The organism is Microbacterium sp. zg-Y818 (assembly GCF_030246905.1).
Classification (GTDB): Bacteria; Actinomycetota; Actinomycetes; order Actinomycetales; family Microbacteriaceae; genus Microbacterium.
Genome location: NZ_CP126741.1, coordinates 2621789 through 2643744 on the forward strand (window position 1 = coordinate 2621789; position 21956 = coordinate 2643744).

22 protein-coding genes are annotated in these 21956 nt (G+C 71.8%); 10 read left to right on the top strand and 12 right to left on the bottom strand.

Annotated features, from left to right (window positions below; genetic code table 11):
* Positions 1 to 6: 6 nt before the first annotated feature.
* Together QNO21_RS12420 and upp are read left to right on the top strand one after the other, a co-directional pair.
* The gene (locus tag QNO21_RS12420) at positions 7 to 1095 is read left to right on the top strand and encodes a hypothetical protein (RefSeq protein ID WP_257518163.1); all 1089 of its coding nucleotides are present in this window, start codon (positions 7 to 9) and stop codon (positions 1093 to 1095) included.
* A 9-nt stretch (positions 1096 to 1104) separates the two neighbouring features.
* Positions 1105 to 1737, top strand: coding sequence for a uracil phosphoribosyltransferase (upp, locus tag QNO21_RS12425; protein WP_257514392.1), 633 nt, complete (start codon positions 1105 to 1107; stop codon positions 1735 to 1737).
* Between the two features lie 254 nt (positions 1738 to 1991).
* Here upp and QNO21_RS12430 read toward each other — a convergent pair whose 3' ends face one another.
* The 3 genes from QNO21_RS12430 to QNO21_RS12440 all read right to left on the bottom strand — a co-directional run bounded on the left by QNO21_RS12430 (position 1992) and on the right by QNO21_RS12440 (position 6744).
* A complete protein-coding gene (locus tag QNO21_RS12430) occupies positions 1992 to 5531 on the bottom strand; it encodes a TM0106 family RecB-like putative nuclease (RefSeq protein ID WP_257518164.1) in 3540 nt (1179 codons plus the stop codon).
* Between the two features lie 68 nt (positions 5532 to 5599).
* Positions 5600 to 5902 carry a transcriptional regulator gene (locus QNO21_RS12435; protein WP_257518165.1) on the bottom strand — a complete coding sequence of 101 codons (303 nt, stop codon included), beginning with the start codon at positions 5900 to 5902 and terminating at the stop codon, positions 5600 to 5602.
* The gene (locus QNO21_RS12440) at positions 5902 to 6744 is read right to left on the bottom strand and encodes a hypothetical protein (RefSeq protein ID WP_257518166.1); all 843 of its coding nucleotides are present in this window, start codon (positions 6742 to 6744) and stop codon (positions 5902 to 5904) included. The genes QNO21_RS12435 and QNO21_RS12440 overlap by 1 nt, the downstream gene beginning before the upstream one ends.
* A gap of 76 nt (positions 6745 to 6820) precedes the next feature.
* Here QNO21_RS12440 and QNO21_RS12445 point away from each other — a divergent pair, with 76 nt between their 5' ends.
* Positions 6821 to 8899, top strand: a complete 2079-nt coding sequence (locus QNO21_RS12445) for an NAD(+) synthase (protein ID WP_257518167.1) — start codon at positions 6821 to 6823, stop codon at positions 8897 to 8899.
* Positions 8900 to 9466: 567 nt separating this feature from the next.
* Here QNO21_RS12445 and QNO21_RS12450 read toward each other — a convergent pair.
* From QNO21_RS12450 to QNO21_RS12470, 5 genes are all read right to left on the bottom strand, one after another.
* Positions 9467 to 10045, bottom strand: a complete 579-nt coding sequence (locus QNO21_RS12450; RefSeq protein ID WP_257518168.1) for a hypothetical protein — start codon at positions 10043 to 10045, stop codon at positions 9467 to 9469.
* Positions 10046 to 10153: 108 nt separating this feature from the next.
* Complete coding sequence (locus tag QNO21_RS12455) at positions 10154 to 10282, bottom strand: hypothetical protein (protein ID WP_257517320.1); 129 nt, start codon at positions 10280 to 10282, stop codon at positions 10154 to 10156.
* A 10-nt stretch (positions 10283 to 10292) separates the two neighbouring features.
* Positions 10293 to 10478: a hypothetical protein gene (locus tag QNO21_RS12460; RefSeq protein WP_257517319.1), complete on the bottom strand. Its 186-nt coding sequence runs from the start codon at positions 10476 to 10478 to the stop codon at positions 10293 to 10295.
* A gap of 9 nt (positions 10479 to 10487) precedes the next feature.
* The gene (locus tag QNO21_RS12465; RefSeq protein WP_257518169.1) at positions 10488 to 13481 is read right to left on the bottom strand and encodes an AAA family ATPase; all 2994 of its coding nucleotides are present in this window, start codon (positions 13479 to 13481) and stop codon (positions 10488 to 10490) included.
* Complete coding sequence (locus tag QNO21_RS12470; protein WP_257518170.1) at positions 13478 to 14629, bottom strand: exonuclease SbcCD subunit D; 1152 nt, start codon at positions 14627 to 14629, stop codon at positions 13478 to 13480. The genes QNO21_RS12465 and QNO21_RS12470 overlap by 4 nt, the downstream gene beginning before the upstream one ends.
* Before the next feature lie 65 nt (positions 14630 to 14694).
* Between QNO21_RS12470 and QNO21_RS12475 the strand changes: the two genes are divergently transcribed.
* Positions 14695 to 16047, top strand: a complete 1353-nt coding sequence (locus tag QNO21_RS12475) for an MFS transporter (RefSeq protein ID WP_257518171.1) — start codon at positions 14695 to 14697, stop codon at positions 16045 to 16047.
* Here QNO21_RS12475 and QNO21_RS12480 read toward each other — a convergent pair.
* Positions 16026 to 16310 carry a DUF2277 domain-containing protein gene (locus QNO21_RS12480; protein ID WP_257516388.1) on the bottom strand — a complete coding sequence of 95 codons (285 nt, stop codon included), beginning with the start codon at positions 16308 to 16310 and terminating at the stop codon, positions 16026 to 16028. The two genes, QNO21_RS12475 and QNO21_RS12480, sit on opposite strands and share 22 nt — an antisense overlap.
* Positions 16311 to 16362: 52 nt before the next feature.
* On the opposite strand from QNO21_RS12480, the gene QNO21_RS12485 reads away from it, so the two are divergent.
* Positions 16363 to 17139 carry an alpha/beta fold hydrolase gene (locus QNO21_RS12485; RefSeq protein WP_257518172.1) on the top strand — a complete coding sequence of 259 codons (777 nt, stop codon included), beginning with the start codon at positions 16363 to 16365 and terminating at the stop codon, positions 17137 to 17139.
* Here QNO21_RS12485 and QNO21_RS12490 read toward each other — a convergent pair.
* From QNO21_RS12490 to QNO21_RS12500, 3 genes are all read right to left on the bottom strand, one after another.
* Positions 17121 to 17636 (bottom strand): hypothetical protein, encoded by a 516-nt coding sequence (locus tag QNO21_RS12490; protein WP_257518173.1) that lies wholly within the window; start codon positions 17634 to 17636, stop codon positions 17121 to 17123. The two genes, QNO21_RS12485 and QNO21_RS12490, sit on opposite strands and share 19 nt — an antisense overlap.
* Complete coding sequence (locus tag QNO21_RS12495; protein ID WP_257516622.1) at positions 17633 to 17848, bottom strand: hypothetical protein; 216 nt, start codon at positions 17846 to 17848, stop codon at positions 17633 to 17635. Before QNO21_RS12495 ends, QNO21_RS12490 begins: the two co-directional genes overlap by 4 nt.
* 95 nt (positions 17849 to 17943) lie before the next feature.
* Positions 17944 to 18243, bottom strand: coding sequence for a GNAT family N-acetyltransferase (locus tag QNO21_RS12500; RefSeq protein ID WP_257516621.1), 300 nt, complete (start codon positions 18241 to 18243; stop codon positions 17944 to 17946).
* A gap of 488 nt (positions 18244 to 18731) precedes the next feature.
* Between QNO21_RS12500 and QNO21_RS12505 the strand changes: the two genes are divergently transcribed.
* From QNO21_RS12505 to QNO21_RS12525, 5 genes are all read left to right on the top strand, one after another.
* Positions 18732 to 19466: a winged helix-turn-helix domain-containing protein gene (locus tag QNO21_RS12505; RefSeq protein ID WP_257516620.1), complete on the top strand. Its 735-nt coding sequence runs from the start codon at positions 18732 to 18734 to the stop codon at positions 19464 to 19466.
* A gap of 193 nt (positions 19467 to 19659) precedes the next feature.
* Positions 19660 to 20124 carry a hypothetical protein gene (locus tag QNO21_RS12510; protein ID WP_257518174.1) on the top strand — a complete coding sequence of 155 codons (465 nt, stop codon included), beginning with the start codon at positions 19660 to 19662 and terminating at the stop codon, positions 20122 to 20124.
* Positions 20124 to 20330: a helix-turn-helix transcriptional regulator gene (locus QNO21_RS12515; RefSeq protein WP_257517532.1), complete on the top strand. Its 207-nt coding sequence runs from the start codon at positions 20124 to 20126 to the stop codon at positions 20328 to 20330. The genes QNO21_RS12510 and QNO21_RS12515 overlap by 1 nt, the downstream gene beginning before the upstream one ends.
* A gap of 80 nt (positions 20331 to 20410) precedes the next feature.
* Positions 20411 to 21427: a DNA-3-methyladenine glycosylase family protein gene (locus QNO21_RS12520; protein ID WP_306813162.1), complete on the top strand. Its 1017-nt coding sequence runs from the start codon at positions 20411 to 20413 to the stop codon at positions 21425 to 21427.
* 90 nt (positions 21428 to 21517) lie between these two features.
* Positions 21518 to 21931 carry a VOC family protein gene (locus QNO21_RS12525; protein WP_257518175.1) on the top strand — a complete coding sequence of 138 codons (414 nt, stop codon included), beginning with the start codon at positions 21518 to 21520 and terminating at the stop codon, positions 21929 to 21931.
* Positions 21932 to 21956 lie beyond the last annotated feature (25 nt).

Genomic DNA, 21956 nt, shown 5'->3' on the forward strand with positions numbered 1-21956 from the left:
GATGCCGTGAGCGACGAGCAGCCGGAGACCATGCCGATCGCCGCAGCCGACGACGTCGGATCCGAGCGGCTAGCCCAGGCTCTCGCGGCCGTCGACGTCGCCGGCATCGGCCGCGCGCTGCGCGCGGACTATGTCGTCGTGCCGCTCACACGCGGACCCGACGGCCAGACGCAGACCCGTGTCATCGCGGCATCCGACCCCGAGGGAGAGCGCAAGTGGGAACTGCACCTGTTCTCGTCGACGCGGACGTATGCCGCGTTCCTCGGCGACGCCTCCGAGCGGGAGTTCGCCCTGCAGGCCGGCACAGCGCTGCTTCCGCTGCTCGACGCCTACCTGCCGCTGCTGCGGCGCGTCGTGTTCGATGCCGCAGGACCCCACCCGGTGCAGGCCACACCCGAGGACGTCCGGGCGTCGCTGGAACCTCGTCCCGACGACGACGAGGTCCAGTGGATAACAGGCGAGGCGACCGAGCATGGCCTGCGCCCCGGTGAGACCGTCACCGGCTTCGACCTGTTCCTCGGCGAGGACTGGGCGCAGATCGACCTCACCGCCCCGGAGCACATCCAGCGCGACGTCGGCGGACTCGTCACGGCGCAGCTGCAGGGCTTGCCGTCGGCGCCCGTGCTGCGGGGGCAGATCACCGCCTGGCTCCAGCAGACGGCGAGGACGGCGGCGGCCGGAGGCGGCCGACTGCTCGCCTTCTTGACCCGCCGCACCCACGACGCGGCGGCGGCGCTGTCTGTCACGCAGTACTGGCAGCCGCTGGGACCTTCGACGGCGCAGGAGCACCTGGATGCCGTGGGCGCGCGTCTGCAGGCGGGCCTGGGCGAGCACGACCAGCTGCACGCAGCGGAGACGGCCGGCACGCACTTCCTGCGACACACCACACGGCGCATGGGCCCTGCCGAACTCGCCGGGCGGCCGCTGGGCGTCGTTGACTACTGGCTCGCCTTCCCCGACGGCCGCGGGTTGTGCCTCGTGAGCTTCTCGACCCCGCACATCGAGCAGCTCGAGCAGGTGCGTCTGCTGGCCGACAACATCATCCTGAACGCCGCCTGGGCGGTGGCGCCGGTGCCGACGGAGTCCACCGCGTAGGCTGGTCCCATGCGTGTCCATGTGGCCAACCACCCCCTCATCACTCACAAGCTCACGGTGTTGCGGGATGAGCGCACACCGTCGCCGATGTTCCGGCAGTTGGTGGAAGAACTCGTCACCCTGCTCGCCTACGAGGCGACCCGCAACGTGCACGTCGAGCCCGTCTCCATCCGCACGCCTGTCACCGAGACGACCGGCGTGAAGCTCAGCGAGCCGCGCCCGCTCGTCGTGCCGATCCTGCGAGCCGGCCTCGGCATGCTCGAGGGCATGGTCAAGCTCATGCCGACGGCCGAGGTTGGCTTTCTCGGCATGCTGCGCGACGAGGTGACCCTGCAGCCCGCAACCTACGCCGAGCGTCTGCCCGACGACCTCAGCGATCGGCAGTGCTTCGTGCTGGACCCGATGCTCGCCACCGGCGGCTCGCTGGGCGCAGCGATCGACTTCCTCTTCGCCCGCGGCGCGCAGGACGTGACTGCCATCTGCATTCTCGGCGCCCCCGAGGGTGTCGCCGCCATCGAGCGGCAGGTCGGCGATCGCGACGTGACGCTGGTGCTGGGTGCCCTCGACGAGCGACTCGACGAGAAGGGGTACATCGTGCCCGGACTCGGCGATGCCGGCGACCGCCTGTACGGCACCGTCTGACCGCTGCGCTTCGGGGCGCTGTTCTTCGCGCGCCCGCGGCGTGCGCCAACTCCCGGTGGGCGGTCGGCGGCGGCGGGTGCCGTAACTCCTCAAACCCGCACCGAATCCGGGCCCTGCTGGCGCGGAACACCGCGGGGACGCGATTCTTGAGGAGTTAGCGCGACGGCCAGGCCACACAGCGGCGCCGGAGCGGGCGCGGTGGGGTGCGCCCCGCGGGTGCGCGGCAGCGCGACGGCGCGGGCGACGCTGCCGGGTCAGGCCCCGACGAGCCGGGCGAACGCGCTCAGCCGCGCGACGCCCTCGGGCGTGCGGGGCAGGTCGTCGAGCACACCGGGCGCATAGACCACGTACGCGGCGTACTTCGCACGCGAGATCGCGACGTTCAGCCGGTTCTGCAGCAGCAGGAACTCGAGCCCCCGGGGCGCGTCCCGTCCACTGGATGCCGCCAGCGACACGATCGCGATCGCCGCCTCCTGCCCCTGGAACCGGTCGACCGTGCCCACCGGCACTTCGGCGAAGCCGGCCGCGGCGAGCGCCTCTTCCACCACCACCTGCTGGGCGTTGTAGGGCGTCACGACGATGATGTCGCGCGCGGTGAGGGCACGCGGCGGCGCACCTGCTCCGTCGGTCCACGACCGCCCGACCACATCGCGGACGATCCGCACGACTTCGGCCGCCTCCTCAGGCGACTGCGTGGCGTTGCCGTGGTGGCGCACGGCCACCGGATGCACGCCCGGCTCGATGCCGGTCACCAGGCGCTGCGCCGCCGACGGGTGGGAGGCCAGCTCGCCGGCGTACGCCAGCTGCGACACCGGCTCGGCGACGGCAGGGTGCATGCGCCAGGTCTGCGCGAGGAAGTATCCGTGCGTCTCGTCGATCACCTCGGTACCGTCCATCACCCAGCCGAGCGCGGACGTGTCCACGGGTTCCGGATGGGTCCCCTGACTCACCTGCGGCAGCTGCTGCGGGTCGCCCAGCAGCAGCAACCGGGTGGCTGCGACCGAGACGGCGATCGTGGATGCCAGCGAGAACTGACCCGCCTCGTCGATGACCAGCAGGTCGAGGCTGTGGCGCGGGACGCGGGTCGGGTGGCAGAAGTCCCACGCCGTCCCGCCGATGACGTAGCCCGCCGCCTGGTCGCCCGTGAAGGCTGCGACGCCGTTCTTCGCGATGACGGTGAAGGATTCCTCGCCGGTGGGCGCGTCCTTCAGCGCCTTGGCGACCTGAGCCTTCGGCACTCCCGCTGCCACCACCTTGTCAAGCATGTTCTCCACGACCGCGTGCGACTGGGCGACGACTCCGACCCGGAAGCCGCGCTCCGCAACGAGCCGGGCGATGACGTGGGACCCGACGTAGGTCTTTCCCGTTCCGGGAGGACCCTGCACGGCCAGGTAGCTGTGGTCGAGGTCCGCAATCGATGCGGTGATGTCCGAGACGCGGTCGCCCGTCCCCCGCGCGAGGGCGCCCGAACGGGTGCGCGGCGGAACCCTGCGGAGCAGATCGGTGGCAGGGTCCGCCGGCAGCGACGGATGCGCGGCGATGACGGCATCCGCCCACTCGTCGATGGCCCCCTGCTGACTGCCCGCTGCGGGCGGACCTTCGGGGGTCAGCGCGACGGGCAGCTCGGACCACATGAAGCCGTCGACCGGTGTCTCGCTGACCACGACGCCGTCGTCGAGCACCTCGACGATCTGGGCCGATCGTGCCGCATGCAGGGCGCGCGGCCCTGCGTCGACTGGGAACGGTGCGGGGCGCTCGTAGATCACGAAGGGACGGCCGCCCTCCTTGAGGCGGGTGCCGGGGGCGAGTTCTCCGCGCAGCTCGACCAGCCGCCGGTCGACCCTGCCGCCCTCGGGCCGGTGCCAGTCCTGCACGACGCGGGAGCGCGCGGCGTCGAACACAACGACGTCGCGGCTGTCGGCCCACGTCGACACCGGCTCGCGCAGCCGCAAAAAGTGCGTGGCCCAGAACGTCTTGCGCTCACGCGGGTAGTAGTCGATGGCCGCGGCCGCCAGCCGCAGCGCCTGCGCGTCGACCTCGGACTCGCCATCGGCGAGCCGGCCGAGCGCCTCGGCGCGCGGCGACGGCTCGTAGCCGGCGTCGACAGGATCGGGCTCGACGGATGGGCGCATGCCGGCATCTTTGGCCCGCTCGACGAGCCAGTCACGCAGGCGCCGCGTCGAGACGCAGTCGTAACGGTTGTAGTCGGCGAGGTCGGCGAAGATGGCTTCGGATGCCGCGGCGTCGCCGTCGGCGGCGTGGGCACGGGCCTGCACGTACTTCACGATGGAGTCGTCGCCGCGCTGGACGTCGCTGGTGCGCACCTCGCCGCCCATGTACAGCGGCTCCAGCTTCTTGATGGAGTAGGAACGGGATCCGACGCGCAGCGCGCGCCGCACGATCGGGTAGAGGTCGACGAAGACGCCGTCGCGCAGGAGTCGGTCGACATCACCCTCGCGCACGCCGTAGCGCGCTGCCATCTGCAGCAGATGCGTCGGCTCGTAGGGGGCGTAGTGGTAGATGTGCATGCCGGGGCGCTCCTGGCGGCGCAGCGCGATGAGATCGAGGAACCGCTCGAACGCCACCCGCTCCTCGGCGAAGCTGTGCGCCCACAGCGCGCTGTACTGCTCGCGCACGTCGACCCAGCCGAACAGGTAGTCGATGCCCCAGGTCGTCGCGGGGCCTTCGGTGTACAGCGGGTCGCCTTCGAAGTCGAAGAACAGGTCGCCGGCGTCAGGCAGCGGCAGGGCGCCGAGCGCCTGTGGGAACACCACCTCGTAGGTGGGCACGGGGACGGGCACCTCGCCAACCTGGGCAACCTCCCCCTCGGCGACGGGGGTTTCCGCCGCCGCAGCGACCGCAGCGGACGCCGGAACCCCGGCCGGGCTGTCGAGCTGAAGTCGCGCCTGCGTGCGGAGCCCTGCGAAGGTGTCCCACGCCATGCGCGGCGGGGCCTCGTGCGCGGCCGCGAGGTCGTCGATCGTCAGGATGCCGGCGGCACGCAGCCGGTCCCGCTGCACGGGGCGCATGCCCGCGACGAGCAGCAGGTCACGCTGGGCGATGACCTCGAGGTCGCACGTCGCGCACCGGCCGCACGCGATGACGCCGAGCTCGCCCCGTGGGTCTCCCCACGCGATCGGGGAGCCGGCTGCCCCGGACGCGACGTCGCGGTCGGCGATCAGCGCCAGCAGCCGCGCTCGGCGCAGGCGGAAGGTCGGCAGGAGGTCCCTCACCGCGTGCCGCGAGGTCGTTCCGTCGCCGAGCAGCAGCTCGACGTGATCGGCGCGCGCGACGCCGAGTGCGTCGAGCTGCACGACGTACGCGGCCAGCTGCATGAGCGCCGTCACCCGCGCGTGCCGGGCGAGCTTGGTGTCCTGCACCACCCAGCCGCCGGTTTTTCCGGGGCCCGACGCGTCGCGCACCAGGAAGTCGGCGAAGCCCACGAAGTCGGATGTGGCGAAGGCTGCCTGGTAGATGACGGCGGCGTCGGACCGCAGCGCCGCCTGCGTTTGGGCCACCGCCTCCGCGAGCGCGGCGGCATCGGTCGACCGCGCCTCGGGGATCTCCACGACACGGCCTGGGTGGGCCGCCCGGTACTCGTCGAGGACGCGGTGCTCGTGGGCCATGCCCAGGCGCCCTGCGCGTTCGAGCGTGGGGTCGTCCGGGTCCTCGACCGCCGGCACGCGGCCGAGCTTGGCGTCGATGGCGCGCAGCCACGCGAACTCGCACTCCGCGGCCGCTTTCAGGTCGCTCGCGCTCCAGACGATTCGGGCTTCGTCCTCGATGTATCGCATGTTTCCCTTCCGCCTTCGACCCTAGCCGCGGGGTCTGACAGCGGCCGTCGAGGGGTCGGGAACACCCGTCAGGAAGCGGAGTAGCCCCGCCCGATCTCCGCCAGCGCCGCAAGATGCCGCTCGAAAGCGCGACGTCCTCGCAGCGTCGCGGCGACCCAGGTGCGCGGACGGCTGCCCAGGTGTCCTTTGCGCACGGCGACGTACCCGGCCTGTTCGAGCGCGGCGATCGCCTTGCTCAGCTGCGAGTCCGACGTCTCCAGTGCCTCCCGCAGCGCGCCGAAGTCCAGCTCCTCACGGCCGAGCGCCGCCATGAGCGACAGTCGGAGCGGTGTCTGGAAGGCGGCATCCAGTCCGTGACGGGGGTGCGGCATCAGCGGGCGGACTGTCCGGCGGCGCCGGGCCGCCACACTGCGACGGCCATGACGACCGCCGCCGCGACTCCCATCGGCACAGACGCGGCGACGCCGAACCACACCGTGTGGGCTATCAGCAGCAACGTCGCCGATTGAAGGGCGGCGACGACGGCGAAGGCCCCCCACTGCCACGGCCCCCACTGCGCGCCGGTGGGCGCAAGGCCCCAGGGCAGGCTTTCCGCCCACAAGGCGACCAGCAGCAGCAGAAACGCGACCAGCGCCGCAATCCCGGAGACGACGGGCCACGGCGACGCAATGATCGTCGCTGCCGAGAGCAACGCGATCACCGTGGTCGTCACGCGCGCTCCCGCGGTCAGCGGCGCGCGCGACTCCTCGGCGGTCGCGGACGCGGTGCGCCGCAGCACCGCGAGTGCGGGCGCCCCCTGCACGACCAGGATCAGCAGCGGAAGGCCGACCCGCGCATACAGCGGAAGATCGATGACCAGACCCATCGTGATCGAGGCGAAGACGATCACGACCGCCGCGGTCATGATCAGCCATTCGGTGCGGCCGGGGCGGAACCGGGCTCCCCGCCCCGCGACGGCGCCCTGCGCGAGGGCGGTGAACAGCAACAGGGGCATGAGGGCGAGCCCTGGAGAGAAGACCCCGTCGGACGGCGGCCATGCCAGAAGGAAGACGAGCAGGTACGCCGCGAAGGCCACGGAGCTCCAGGCCGCGTACAGCGCCAGTGCACGCCGGCTCGGGTCGGCCTGCATCCGCCGCCGGGTGTCGGCGACGCGCGCAAGCTGGTCCGCCGCCTGGTCAGGAGTCGGCGGGTGGAGGGCACCTTCGGTTTCCATCTGGAAAGTATGTGCGCCTCGGAAAGCAGATGCAACCCCTCCCTCGGGCGCCCCGGTCCACTGCCAGACTGGAACCATGAGCCTCCCCTTCGAGAGCATCTACCGGCACGGCTTCGCGCGCATCGCTGCGTGCACGGTCCCGCTGGCCGTCGCCGACCCGGCCACCAACGCCGAGGCGGTGCTTCAGTCGTGGCGCGAATGCCATGACGAATCCGTGGCCGTCGCGCTCTTCCCGGAGCTGTGCCTCACCGGGTACTCGATCGAGGACCTCGTGATGCAGGACGCCGTGCTGGATGCCGTCGAGCAGGCGATCGAGCGCCTCGTCGCGGCATCCGTCGACCTCTTCCCCGTGCTCGTCGTCGGTGCCCCGCTGCGGCACCGCAATCGGCTCTACAACTGCGCGGTCGTGATCCACCGCGGCGAGTTGGTGGGCGTCGCGCCGAAGTCCTACCTGCCGACCTATCGGGAGTTCTACGAGCGGCGCTGGTACGCGCCGGGTGAGCCGTGGGCGGGAGATTCCATCCGGGTCGGTCAGCTCGAGACCGTGTTCGGCAACAACCTGCTGTTCGACGTGCGCGACGTGCCGGGCCTCGTACTGCACGCCGAGGTGTGCGAGGACGTCTGGGTCCCCATCCCGCCGTCGTCACGGGCGGCCCTGGCCGGCGCCACGGTGCTGGCCAACCTCTCGGGAAGTCCCATCACGATCGGCCGTGCCGATGACCGCAAGATCCTCTGCCAGTCGCAGTCACTGCGGTGCCTCGCCGCGTACGCCTACGCGGCCGCCGGCATGGGCGAGTCCACCAACGACGTGTCGTGGGATGGGCAGACCATGATCTACGAGGCGGGGGCGCTGCTCGGCGAGACCGAGCGCTTCCCCGAAGGCCCTCGGCGGACTGTTGTCGACGTCGACCTCGACCGTCTGCGACAGGAGCGCCTGCGGCAGGGCACCTTCGACGACAACCGCATCGCCGACGGCGGCGAGTTCCTCACGGTCGAGCTCTTCCTCGACCCGCCGGCGACCGACGTCGGGCTGCGCCGGCCGCTGGACCGCTTCCCCTTCGTGCCGGATGACCCGGCCCGGCTCGACCAGGACTGCTACGAGGCGTTCAACATCCAGGTCTCGGGACTCGAGCAGCGCATGCGCGCGATCGGCGGGCCGCGGCCGGTGATCGGCGTGAGCGGAGGCCTTGACTCCACCCACGCCCTGCTGGTCGTCGCGCGGGCCATGGACCGCATGGGCCGCCCGCGCAGCGACATCCTGGCTTACACGATGCCCGGCTTCGCCACGAGCGAGCACACGAAGTCCAACGCGATCGCGCTGGCAGAGGCGATCGGCGCCAGCATCCAGACGATCGACATCCGCCCGGCCGCCAACGAGCTGCTCAAGGGGATCGGGCACCCGTATGCCTCGGGCGAGCCGGTGTACGACGTGACGTTCGAGAACGTGCAGGCCGGCATCCGCACCGACTTCCTCTTCCGCATCGCCAACCGCGAGAACGGCATCGTGATCGGCACGTCCGACCTGTCCGAGCTGGCGCTGGGCTGGGCGACCTACGGGGTCGGCGACCACATGAGCCATTACGCGGTCAACGTCGGAGTTCCGAAGACCCTGATCCAGCACATCATCCGCTGGGTGATCGCCCACCGGCCCGGCAGTGGCGGGGCCGCCGACGATGCCGCCACCCGCCTGTCCGACGAGGCGGTGTCGGTCCTGATCTCGGTGCTCGACACCGAGATCAGTCCCGAACTCGTGCCCGCGGGCGAAGACGGCAAGGTGCAGTCCACAGAGGACACCATCGGGCCTTACGCCCTGCACGACTTCACGCTGGCGTACGTGCTGCGCTACGGGTTCCGGCCGTCGAAGATCGCCTTCCTCGCAGAGCACGCGTGGGCGGATCCGGATGCCGGCACCTGGCCGGCCGGGTTCCCCGACGACGAGCGGTACGGCTACGACCGAGAGACGATCGTGCGGTGGCTGCGGGTGTTCCTGCAGCGCTACTTCGGGTTCGCGCAGTTCAAGCGCTCCGCGATCCCGAACGGCCCGAAGGTCGCAGCAGCCGGATCGCTGTCGCCGCGCGGCGACTGGCGGGCTCCCAGCGACGGCAACGCCCGCGCCTGGCTGGCCGAGCTCGACGCGGCGCTCTCGGACGCATAGGTCCCGGGGTGCGCCGGCTGATCCGCTGGCGTGTCGCTGCCGCGCAGCATCCGCTCCCCTGTCGCAGATTGCCGCTTACCAGGGCGGGAAACCGGCATCACACACGGTGCCGACCGCCGCCGCGCACTCACCTGTCGCGAATCGTCGCTCCACTGGGCAGGAAACCGTCATCCGCGACAGGCGAGCACTCGGGTCGGGATGCCGGGGCGGACGCGCGCCCACAGGGCGGGACCACAGGGCGTGCGCACCACTCGGCCCCGACCGCCCGGCATCCGCTCACCTGTCGCGAATCGTCGCTTCACGGGGCGGGAAACCGTCATCTGGGACGGGCGAGCGTTCGGGCACGCGAGTGCACCCGCCGTGCGAGCGCCGCCGACGCCCGCCAGCGCAACGGCGAACACCGCCAGGCGCGCACGGCCCGGCGAACACGGCCAGGCGAACACGGCCGCGCGCAGGGCCAGGCGACCACCGCCAGGCGACCACCGCCAGGCGACCAGGGCGAGGCGACCACCGCCAGGCGCACCGCCCGACGGGCGCTACCCGCCCGCCACGGACCCGGGCAGGCGCTCAGACGCGCAGGGACCCGTAGGCGATGGTGATGATCCAGCCGTCGCGCGATAGGTCGACCAGGTGGTAGCCCAGCTTGCGATCGGGGAGCCAGCCCCTGCGGCGGGTCGAGTCCAGGCGCACGCGCTCTGCGGCCACGCGCACCCCGCGCCCGTCGGCCTCGAGCACCGCCTGCACGCGGGTCCAGTGGTCGAGGAGGTCGGGGATGTTGTTCTCGTCTAGCAGGTGCGAGTGCTTCTGCATCATGTGGACGTCGGTGGCGTCGGGGTGCATGTCGCGCACGTCGAGGCCCAGGGGCATGTCGGGATCGGTCACCGCGACGACCGTCGCCGACCGGTAACTCGCCGTCTTCACCGCGTACGGCAGGCTCTCGCCGTCGCGTGAGGCGATGAGCCGCGTGTGATAGCCGTAGCCGCGAGGCGGCTCGCGCTCGACGCGGATCTCATACGGTTCGCATTTCTCGAGGCCCGCGACGATCTCGCGGGTGAGGATGCGTCGGCGGTCGTGCACGCTCGTGCTCGGGTCCCACCCGAGTCGAGCGGTGATGCCTTCAGGCGTTTCGAGTGGGACGGATTCCATGTCGCACCTCTCCCCGGCAGAAGCCGGTCTCCCCATCTTCGCCCACGCCGTGCATCGGGGCCACGGCCTCAGCCGTGAATACCCCGCGCCTGCGCGGCTGGTGCCGCCTCAGCCGCCGGAGACGATGCCGATGATTCCGGATGCCAGCATGTACAGCCCGACGGCGCTGACCACGAGCCAGACGCCGACGCGCGCCGGCGACGGCCGGTTCTTCTCGGGATCGACGGAGCCGGTCACGAGCGGGTTCTCAGTGCCGGCGGGAGCGGGCGAACATCGCCCGCATCGCGAAGAACACGATGATGGCGACCACGGCGACGATGGCCAGCTTGATCGCGAACATCAGCACGCTGCCGAGCACGCTCACCAGCACCCAGGCGATCACCACCGCGACGATGATGCCGATGACTGTCCAGATCGTGCTGCTCTTGTCCATGAGGCCAGCTTACGAGGCGTGAGAGACCACGTCTTGCCGGATGATGCTCGGCCCCCGCGGCGTGGCCTCGACGAGCAGCTGTGCGGGCAGCTGTTCTTTCATCGCCTCGACGTGGCTGATGACGCCGACGGTTCGGCCACCGGCGCGCAGCTCGTCGAGCGTGCGCATGGCCAGTTCGAGCGTGTCGGCGTCGAGGGAGCCGAATCCCTCGTCGATGAACAGGGTGTCCAGACGCATGCCGCCCGCCCGCGCGGTCACCACCTCGGCCAGGCCCAGCGCGAGCGCCAGCGACGCGAGGAAGGTCTCGCCGCCGGACAGCGACTGCGGCGGCCGCGACTGCCCGGTGTGGGCGTCGAGCACCTCGATGCCGAGGCCCGAGGCGGCCCCACGGGCCGCGCGCGCGTCGGAGTGGTGCAGCGTGTAGCGGCCGGCCGACATCTCGGCCAGCCGCACGTTCGCCGCCGCGACGATCTCCTCGAGCTCGGCTGCGAGGACGAACGTCTCGAGGTCCATCTTCATGGTGTTCGGTGCCCGGCCGGCGACGGTGTCTGCCAGCCTGCGCACGGCTTCGGCCTCGTGGGCATGATCCGCGACCGCCGCGTAGGCCTCGTCGGTCTGGATGACGAGCTCGCGCAGGCGGTCGGCGACGTTCTGGGCGTCGCGCTGGGCCGCGATCGCCGCCGAGCGGGCGGCGTCTGCCGTCGCGACGACGGATGCCGCCGCATCGAGGTCCACGGGCTCGTCAGGCGTTCCGGCGAGTTCGAGCTCGAGCTCGAGGGTGCGCTGACGCGTGGCGGCGAGATCGGTGTCGTGCGTTGCGACCCGTTCGGCCAGCGCCGTCACCGCGCGCTCGTCGCGGAGGGCCGCCGTCGCCTCGGCCGCGTCGGCGAAGGCGGATGCCGCGAGGCGCGTGTCCCGCTCAAGGACGGCTGCGGCGCAGTGCTGCTCGGCCCGCTCTGCCGCGGCTCGCGCGGCGTGGCAGGCGCGCGCGGCGTCGCGTTGCAGACGGGCAGCGGACACCCGCTCGGTCACGGTGGCATAGGTGCCCCGCGCGTCGGCCACCGCCGCGCGGAGGTCGACCAGGGTCGCCTCGAGGGCGGCGACCGCCTCTCGTGCGGCGTTCAGGTCGGCGGCGAGCTCGTCGCGCGCCGCCTGCGTCGCGGCCTCGAGCTCCACAAGCTCTCGGTGCTGGGCCTCGAGCTGCTGCGCGAGCTGCTCGGCCGCGGTCGCCGCGCTGACCGCCTCTTCCGCGGCGGTCAGCCGGGACTGCAGCTCTTCTCCGCTCTCGCCACCGGCGCGGGCGGCGGCATCGGCGTGCGCCGTGCGCGCTGCGTGGACGGCGTCTGCGGCCGCGCGCTCTTCGGCGAGGGCGGCGTCGCGATCGGCCTCGGCCGCCGCGACCAGCTCGTCGGTCACCGGCTGCGCGCCGCGTTCGGCAGGATGAGGATGCGACGTCGAGCCGCAGACCGCGCAGGCTTCGCCCTCGACGAGGGCGGCGGCGAGCTCGCCGGCGTATCCGTCGAGCCGCCGTTGCAGCAGCTCGGCCACCGCGGCGCCGGCCTGGGCGGACGCTTTGGATGCCGCAGCGTGGGCGGTCTCCCGCTCACGCAGGGCGACGGCGAGGGTCTCGGCTTCGGCGGCAGCGGTGGCGCGGGCGGCGAGGTCATCGCGCTGGAGGCGCGCCCCCTCGGCGACGGCCGCGCCGGCGCGGGCGGCGGTGAGAAGGTCCTCGAGCCGCGTGCGCTCGGCGGGGATCAGCGCGCGGTTCGCGTCGAGTGTGGCGAGCTCCTGGACCAGCTCCGTCACCCGCTCCCCTGCTGCGGCGAGTTCGGCCTCGCGCAGCGGCAGCTGCGCCTCCTGCTGGGCGGCGACGGCCCACACCGCGAGGTCGCCGGTGAGTTGTTCGTCGAACGCCGCGAGATCGATGTCTTCGTCGGCGTCAGGCACGGCGGCATGCCAGTCATGCTCCGCCGTGGCCGCGGACGCCGCCGCCTCGGTCGCCGCCCGCTGGGCCCGGTCGGCGGCCTCGAGCGTCGAACGCACCGCCTCCGCGGCGCGCGCCCGGTCCAGCGTGGCCCGATCGGCCGCGACGGCGGCCGCGTCCGCCTCGAGAGCACTGAGCCGCTGCCTCGTCTGGGCGAGGTCGGTGTGCGCCCGAGCGATTGCTGTGGCGGCGGCATGGGCGGTCGTGGCGTCGACGAACGCAGCGTCGGCGTCGGTGCGAGCGCGGGTCAGCGTGTCGAGTCGGTACTCGGCGCGCTGCACGGCGAGCACCGCCGCGTCGCGTCGCGCAGCCAGGTCGGACGCAGCGTCGCCCTCGCCCCCGAGCCCGTGCTCGTCGATGAGACGCTCGGCGAGGTCGAGCAGCGTGCGGGCATGCTCGCCGAGGGTGTCGAGTGCGGCTTGGGCGGCCTTGCTGCGCTCCCCGAGCGCGCGCACGTAGTCCTCGTAACGGCGCGTTCCGAACAGGGTGCGCAGCAGCGGCTGACGCTCGCTGCCGGAGGCGAGGAGAAATCGGGAGAACTTGTTCTGCGCGAGCAGGATGACCTGCTGGAACTGCTGGGCGTTGAGACCGAGGATCTCGTCGAGCGCGAGCCCCACATCGCGCGGCTTGGCGGCCCGGCCGATCCATACCCCGTCGACCTGCTCTTCGAGCTCGGCGCTGGTGGGCTCGGTCGTCAGTCCCCCGCCGCGGCGTGCCGGCCGCTGGTATTCCGGCGCGCGCGTGACCCGCCACCGGCGGTCGCCGACGGTGAACTCCAGGCGCACCCGGGTCGGGTCCTCGGGCGCGCAATGGTCGCTGCGCAGGCGTTTGTCGCCGGACTCGTAGCGCGGCACGCTGCCGTAGAGCGCGAAGCTGACCCCGTCGAGGATGCTCGACTTGCCCGCGCCGGTGCGCCCCGAGATGAGGAAGATGCCGTCGCCTTCGAAGGCGTCGAAGTCGACCGTCTGGGTCGTGAGGAAAGGACCGAACCCGGTGAGGTCGAGGCGGTGCAGCTTCACGTGGCCGCCTCGGCGAGCGTGCGGTCGTCGAGCAGTTCGTCGATCAGCGCCGTCTCGCGGTCGCTCGCCCCGTCGCCCTCGCGCACGTGGCGGAGGAAGGCGTCGAGCAACTCGCGGTCGCTGCGGGCCGACCGCACCCGCTGGGCGTAGCTGCGTCCGTCGTCGGCCGACGCGTCCGCAGGGCGGTGCGCGACGCACGCGCAGTGGGAGAAGCGCTCCTGCAGCCGGCGCATCGGATCGCGCTGCGGCAGGGTGTCGGTGTACTCCACAGACACCCAGTCGCCCTCGTACGCGGCGAAGCGCTCGTCGGTCAGCAGCTCTTCCAGAGGTGCGACCAGCGTGACCAGGCGCCGAGGCACGGGCAGGTCGAGCCAGCTCACGGCCGCGAGGCCCCCGGCATCGAGCTCCACCAGCCACGACCCGCGCGGCTTGTCACCCTCGCCGAAGCTGTAGTGCAGCGGAGCCCCCGCGTACCGCACGCGCTGCGACAGCTGCTGCCGCCCGTGGATGTGGCCCAGGGCCATGTAGTCCACCCCGTCGAACGTCGACAGCGGCACCACGTCGAGCCCGCCCTGCTGGATGTCTCGCTCGAGGTGGGGCGTCGGCTCGACCCCCGCAGCGAAGCAGTGCGCGACGGCGACCGACCGCGCGCCGTCGCGGTGGGCCAAGTCGGCACGGACGAGGTCCATCGCGTGTGCGAGCACGTCGGCCTGGCACCGCACGCCTGGCCACGCATGACGCAGCAGCGCGGGCTCGAGGAACGGGATGCCGTAGATATGCACCGGCCCGTGCTCATCGGTCACCGTGATCGGCGTTCCCACGGTCTGCGGATCGGTGACGACGTGCACACCGGGCCGCAGCAGTGCGGACTGGAAGCCGAGGCGGGCGGCGGAATCGTGGTTTCCGCTGGTGACGACGACCTCTGCCCCGGTGTCGGCGAGGGCGGCGAGGGTGTCGCTGAGCAGCGCGTAGCAGCCGGCCGCGGGCGTGGCCGAGTCGAACACGTCGCCCGCCACGATCACCACGTCGACGTCGTTCGCCCGCACCTGCGACACCAGCGCGTCGAGCACGCCGCGGAGGGCATCGAGCGTGGAGTGACCGTGGAAGGTCCGCCCGATGTGCCAGTCGGAGGTGTGCAGGATTCGCATGTCTTCACGGTAATCGGCCCCTCCGACATCACCCTGGAGGATCGCCCGCGTAGGCTGGTTCCGCCGTGACCGCCGTCTTCCCCTCCTCCGCCCCCAGCTGGCGCAGCTGGACGGTCTGGGGAGTCGGCGTCGCCGCCTACATCCTTTCGGTGGTCAACCGCACGTCCCTGTCGGCGGTGGGGATCGACACCGCGCACCGCTTCGACGTCGACGCCTCGACGCTGTCGATGTTCGCCGTCATCCAGCTCGGCGTGTACGGGGCCATGCAGATTCCCGTGGGCATGCTGCTCGACCGGTACGGCGCGCGTCCCCTCATCACCGCCGGCATGCTGCTCATGGCCATCGGGCAGCTCGTCATGGCGTTCTCACCGAACGTCGGCATCGCGATCGCGGCCCGCATGCTTCTGGGCGCGGGCGACGCGGCGATCTTCCCCAGCGTGCTCCGGCTCATCGCGACATGGTTCCCCTCGCAGCGCGGGCCCGTCATGGTGCAGGTGACCGGCATCGTCGGCCAGCTCGGGCAGATCGTGGCCGTCGTGCCGCTGGCTGCACTGCTGCACGCGACGACCTGGTCCGTCGCCTTCGGCAGCGTCGCCGGGCTGGGCGTGCTGTTCGCCGTGCTCGTGTTCGCCGTCATCCGCAACCACCCGCCCGACCGCGACCGCGACGTCACCGTCGACACCGACACCGGCGCGATCCGGGTCGTCATGTCGGCCGTCGACAACCGCGTCGGCATCCGCGCCGCCTGGTCGCATCCGGGCACGCGCCTCGCCTTCTGGTCGCATTTCACGACGCCCTTCGCCGGGTCTGCGTTCGTCATGCTGTGGGGCTTCCCCTTCCTCACCGCGGGGGAAGGCCTGTCACAGGGACAGGCGGCGCTCGTGACGACCGTGTACGTGCTGGCCGGCATCCTGATCGGGCCGGTCATGGGGTCGCTGTCGAGCCGGGTGCCGACGCTCCGCTCCCGGGCGCTGGTGCTGCCCTCCATCGCGGTGCAAGCCGTGGCCTGGCTGATCGTCATCGCCCAGCCCGGACCCGCTCCGCTGTGGATGCTGCTCGGTCTCGCCGTCGCCCTGGCGATGGGCGGGCCTGCGTCGATGGTGGCCTTCGACCACGCCCGCACCCACAACCCGTCGCACCGCCTCAGCACGGCGACCGGAATCACCAACTCCGGCGGGTTCCTCGCGGGCCTCATCGCGGTGTTCCTGATCGGGGTCGCCCTGGACCTGCAGGGAGCGGGCACTCCCGAGACCTACACGCTGGATGCCTTCCGGCTCGCCTTCCTCACGCAGGTGCCGCTGTGGGTGGTCGGGTCGATCTTCATCGCCGTGGAGCGAAAGCGCACCCGCATCCACATCGGGCTGGACAGCCCGCGCGCCCCGCGCCGGCGCGGGCGTCAGGCCACGCGCGGCGCATAGCGACCGGACTTCTCCGCACGGGCGCGGGCCTTGGCCGCTTCGTCCTCACGATTCTTCGGCGGCGCCACCGCGACCAGGTCTGCCAGCAGATGCCGCGTCGCGTGCTCCACGTCGGCGACGGCACGCTCGAAGGCCTGCTGATTCGCCTTGGACGGGTTGGTGGTGCCGGCGATCTTGCGCACGTACTGCAGCGCGGCGGCATGAACCTCGTCGTCGGTGGCGGCTGGTTCGAAGTTGTGCAGGGTGTGGATGTTGCGACACATGCGGTCACCGTACGCTCAGGATGCCGGTGCTTCCAGCCCCTACTGTCGGAACGTGGAAGAACCGGCACCGAACGAACCCGACGGCACTGTGACCGTGTTCACCCACGACGGCGCGCAGCTGGTGGTCGAGGCCACCGGCGCGGGCGCGCGGACGTTCCTGCTCGTGCACGGCATCGGCATGGGCCGCGGCGCCTTCGGCGATCTCATCGAGCACCTCGAGCCGCACGGACGGGTGCTGGCACTGGACCTGCCGGGATTCGGTGCGGCCGAGGAGCCGCCCCGCGTGCCGTCGATCGAGCGGCTGGCCGACCTCGTCGCGGCGTACCTGCGTCAGCACGAGCCGGCCGAGCGGGAACTCGTCGCCGTCGGACACTCGATGGGCACGCAGGTCGTCACGGAGCTCGCCGTGCGGCATCCTGCGCTGGTCGACCGCATCGTGCTGGTCGCCCCGACGGTGGATGCCGCCGCCCGGGGCGCCTTGCCCCAGCTCGGCCGCCTGGCTCTGGATCTCTTCATCGAGAGCCCCAAAGTGGTCTTTCTCGGCGCCCGCGAGTACGTGCGAGCGGGACCGCGCCTGCGGCGCAAGACCCGGGCGATGCTCGCGCACCGCCCGGAGCTGTCCTACCCCAAAGTCACGGTCCCGGCGCTCGTCATCCGCGGCGAGAACGATGTCGTGTGCCCCCGCGCGTGGTGCGCGCGGGTCGCGGCCGCCCTGCGCACGCGCGTGGTGGAGATCCCCGGGCACGGACACGAGACGATGATCCGCGACGCCGCCCCGGCCGCCCGTGCGATCCTCGCCGAGCTCGGAGTTCAGCCCGTCGAGACCTGACGCGCCAGCTCTGAGATCTCTTCGTCGGGCAGGTGGATGCCGGACTGCTCGAGACGCTGGCGCAGCACCTCGACGATGCGCTCGTGCGGTTCGATGGACACATCCGAGCGCGTCTGCGCGACGATCCCCGCGACCTTGTCGACCTCGGGCGCGTTGTTCTGCGCCATCGCCGGGAGTCGCTGCTCCTGCTCGCCGGAAAGGTCGGCCTGCTGCGTCTCGCTGACGGTGAGCGTGCCGCGGTTCTCGTCCTGCCCGTAGTGCTCGCTGCCGTCGTCGGTCACGCCGATGCCGACCGCCGCGTGGGTCGGCTCGGGCGCGGGGGCCGCGGAGCCGTCGACAGGAGCGGGCACGCCGTCCGGCCCGTCGCCGGCCTGCGTGGCGGGGTCCACCGCGTCGGGGCTGTCCGCCGCCGTGTCACGGAGGGATGCCTCGTCGACGCCGCCCTTGTCGGGCAGATTGTCACCGGTGCTGTCGAACTCGTTCTCGCGCTCGGTCATGATTCCTCAATTCCCAGGTCGGGGTCGGCTCCTCGGGACGGTGCGGGCGACTCCACGTCGCCGACGTCCACGGGCGCATCGGACAGATCGGGCGATCCCACCGAATCGGCGTTGCGTTCCCGCGCCTCGATGTCATCGATGCCTTCCCAGCCCCCCGGCGGGTCGGCGTTGATCACTCCCTCGGGCAGCTCCTGGTCCGCGTGGTCGGTCATGGTGCGCTCCTCTCGTCGCTGTCCCCACTCTGACCTCCACCCGGCCCGGGCGCACGGGGTTGACGGATGCACGCGCCCCGCGTAGGGCGGCGGCGTCAGACCGTGCGGGCGGTGCGCAGGATGCCGCGGTGCTCGGGATGCCCCTCGAACCAGTCGGCGACGTACCAGCAGGTGGGGATCACGGTGCGGTCACCGCGGGACTCGAGCTCGGCGACGGCGCGCGACACCACCTCTGCCGCATAGCCGTGGCCGCGGTGGGTGGGCACCGTGTAGGCGCGGGTCATCGCGACCGTGCGCCCGTCGTCGCGGTAATCCAGCACGCTGACGAGGTCATCGCCGCGCAGCAGCGCCCAACGGGAGGCATCCACCTGTTTCTCGAAGCGCAGGTCCTTCATGCCGCCAGGCTACGCCTCGCGTGGGACAGCGGGGCCGCAGAACCGCGGCGCGGTGCACGGACCGCCGACGGTGCCATCGGAGTCGTCGATGTTCGCCCCGACGGCTGAGCACTCTGTCATATTTCGTCATCCGGCGGCCGGGATCACTGAGCGGTTTGACGCATTCCGACTACGTAGGTCATAATCGGCCACATGACTGACAACGCACGCTCTCTGTCCGCCTGGGAGGCGAACGGGACTGCCGGCATGATTATGCCCGGCCGCGCTGTCATGTGTTGCCGAATGTGTCGCTGACACGATGACCCCCGCCGGGTTTCTGTCGCACCTCTGATCTGAGCGACGCGACCGAGCCCCCGAGCACCGCGCTGAGCGCCCACCCCCGCGCCACTCGCTGCTTCGACACACGGCCCGCCTCCGGGCTCCGCAACGCACACCCGAACCCGCTCCAGGCGCACCGCCCGGGTTCCACCCGCTAGGACCTCACTCCCATGTCGAACATCGCCCTGCTGGACCGCCCGACCACCTCCCGCCACCTTCGCGCCGTCGAGGACGTCGCCCCGGCGACCGCTCCCCCGGCCGCCGTGACCGCTGCGCCGCCCGCGGCCCGGCCCGTCCCCGCCGGCACCGCGCCGCGCGGATTCGCCCTCTACGTCGGCATCGACGAGGTCAAGGCGGCACAGGACGGCGTATCGCTGTCTGCCCTCGTGGCGGCCCTACGGCGCACGCTCGGCGAGCTGGCACCGCACGCCGAGACCTACGCCACCGTCGCCCTCGCCCCCGCCGGTGCGGGTGGCCGCGACGTCGACGTCGTGCGGCTGGCGCTTCACGAACCCAGCGCAGTCGCCCGCACCCAGCAGGACGAGCCCGACGAAGACGCGGCCCCCGGCGGCGTGACCGTCGACATCTCTCGCAAGCGCGTGCTGATCGACGGCGCGTCGGCGGCGTTCACCTTCAAAGAGTTCGAGCTGCTGCAGTACCTGGTGCTGCGGGAGGGCCGCACGATCGAGCGCGCCGAGCTCGTCTCGTCGCTCTGGCAGGGCACGGGTGAAGACGAGACACCCGGCGAGCGCACCATCGACGTGCACGTCCGACGCCTGCGCGCGAAGCTCGGCCGCTACGAGGACATCGTCCGCACGGTGCGGGGAGTCGGGTACCGGTTCGACCGGCACGCCGACGTCGTGATCCGCTACGGCCACGGCAGCCCCTCCCCCGACCGCTTCTGACCGCAGCGCGCGGCATCGCGCTCGCTTCACCTGTCGCGTGTTGTCGCTTCGGCGACGTGGAACCCGCAGCACGCGTCAGGCGAGAAGATGCCAGCCTCACGATCGCCTTGATGTAAAGGGTACTTGTCTGTAAAGTACCCTTTACATAGAAGCGACGACACGGGACGCTTCGTCCGGTGGAGAGGTGGATGACATGGATGGCAGCACGACGACGAAGAGCCGTTGGGGGCGCGCGCGTTTCGGCGGAGGTTCCGCGACGCTGTGGGGCACGTCGCTGATGATCGGCGTGGTCGTCTCGGCCTGCGGGGGCGGGCTCTTCGTGGCGCTGAATCCCGATGAACGAGCCGGGCTCGCTTTCGCGGTCGTCATGGCGGGGACCCTGCCCGCCGCGGCCGCACTGGGCTGGGGATTGCTCGTGGACCGCTCGACGATTGCGGGAGCAGTCGCGAAACCGGACGATTCCATCGAATCCGATTGGTATCAGAAGGCGGCCGGCGGCGCCTTCCATGATGTCCTCCTCGTCGGCGGGCTCGGCGCAGCGGCATTCTCATTCGCACGGATCGAGGCATCCGTCGGCGTGGTCCTTGCTGCCGTGGTCCTCTTCGCGATGCTCGACTGCGCAGCGCGCTACCTCTGGGTGAAGAGGTCAGCCACCTGATGCGGAACACCCTCTCGCAGCGCCGCCAAGATCTCGGATGGTCCCAGCAACGACTGGCAGACGAGCTGGGAGTGTCGCGCCAGACGATCATCTCGATCGAGAAAGGCCGGTACGACCCGTCGCTCCCCGTGGCGTTCCGGCTCGCAGCCGCTTTTCACTGCAGCATCGAAGACCTTTTCCTCTTCGAGGAGGACGCCGCCCCCTGAGGCGGCTCGGGCCCATCGTCCGCCCCCTCGATGCACCCCGCCCAGCGGGATGTCGGCGGGGTGCGCGTAGTCTCGACGGCATGGAGACGGCAGAGCGGAGACGGATGCCGCGCGCCGCCGTCCCCACCAGCGCCGCCACCGGCACCGGCCCCACCGCAGTGGCCACCGTGGCACCGACGCACGCCCGCCCACTTGAGACCGAGTACCGCCCGCGGGTGCCGATCGACGCGGCGCGGGCCATCCGCTACCAGCGCCACGGCGCCGGCGACCCGACGTTCGCCGTCGACGGCCCGGTGCTCTGGCGTGCGAGCCTCACCCCCGAAGGCGTCGCGACGCTCGCGATCCGCGCCGAACGAGACCGCATCCGGGCGGCGGCGTGGGGACCGGGTGCCGAGTGGGCCCTGCACCAGCTGCCGGCGCTCTGCGGCGGGCTGGACGACCCGAGCGGCTTCGAGGCCGAGCGGCATCCGCTCATCGCCGAGGTGCACCGCCGCAACCCGGGCCTGCGCATCGGTCGCACGGACCTCGTCTTCGAGGCCCTCGCGAGCGCCGTGATCGAGCAGAAGGTCACCGGCATGCAGGCGTTCGGGGCGTGGCGGGTGCTGGTGAGTCGCTTCGGGCAGCGCGCACCCGGCCCCACCCCGAAGCCTCTGTTCGCCCCGCCCTCCATCGACGGCTGGCGGCACATCCCGAGCTGGGCGTGGCACCGCGCCGGGGTCGAGCCGCCACAGGCGCGCACGGTGGTCGAAACCGCCCGGCGCGGCGATTCGCTGATCGCCGCGGTGATGGACGCCGGTGGCGGCGAAGCCGTCGACCGCGTGCTGATGAGCCTGCGGGGCATCGGCATCTGGACCTCCGCCGAGACCCGCATCCGCGCCCTCGGCGACCCCGACGCCGTCAGCGTCGCCGATTACCACCTGGCTCACGAGGTGGGCAACGCCCTGACCGGCCATCGTGTCGACGACGACGGGATGCTGGAGCTGCTGGAACCCTGGGCCGGTCACCGGCAGCGCGTGATCCGGCTGATCTACGCCAGCGGCGTGCGCGAGCAGCGTCGCGGGCCGCGCCTTCACCCCGAGGACCACCGCGACCGCTGAACCCGCGCTCTTGTGACGGCACCGTGCCCAGACCACACTGGAGCCGTGGCGCGCGCGGCGCGCATCCACACCTCGACGAGAGGGAGCGAGATGGCCACTCTCAACCCGTATCTTTCGTTTCGCGACCAGGCCCGCTCGGCCATGACCTTCTACCAGGGCGTCTTCGGCGGCGACCTGCAGATGTCCACGTTCGGCGAGCACGAAGGGATGGGGCAGGACCCCGCCGAGCGGGACCTCGTCATGCACGCGCAGCTGACCACGCCCGACGGCTTCGTGGTCATGGGGTCGGACACGCCCCGCGCCCTGCCGTACGCTCCACCCGCGGGCATCGCCGTGTCGATCAGTGGAGATGACGAGGCGCAGCTGCAGCGGTTCTGGGATGCCCTGGCGGACGGCGGCAAAGTCACCCTGCCGTTCGAGACGCCGCCGTGGGGCGGCCGGTTCGGCATGCTGGCCGACCGGTTCGGCGTGCCCTGGATGCTGGCCCTGAACGCGCCGTCCTGATCCGGTGCCGCCGCCCCACGACCCC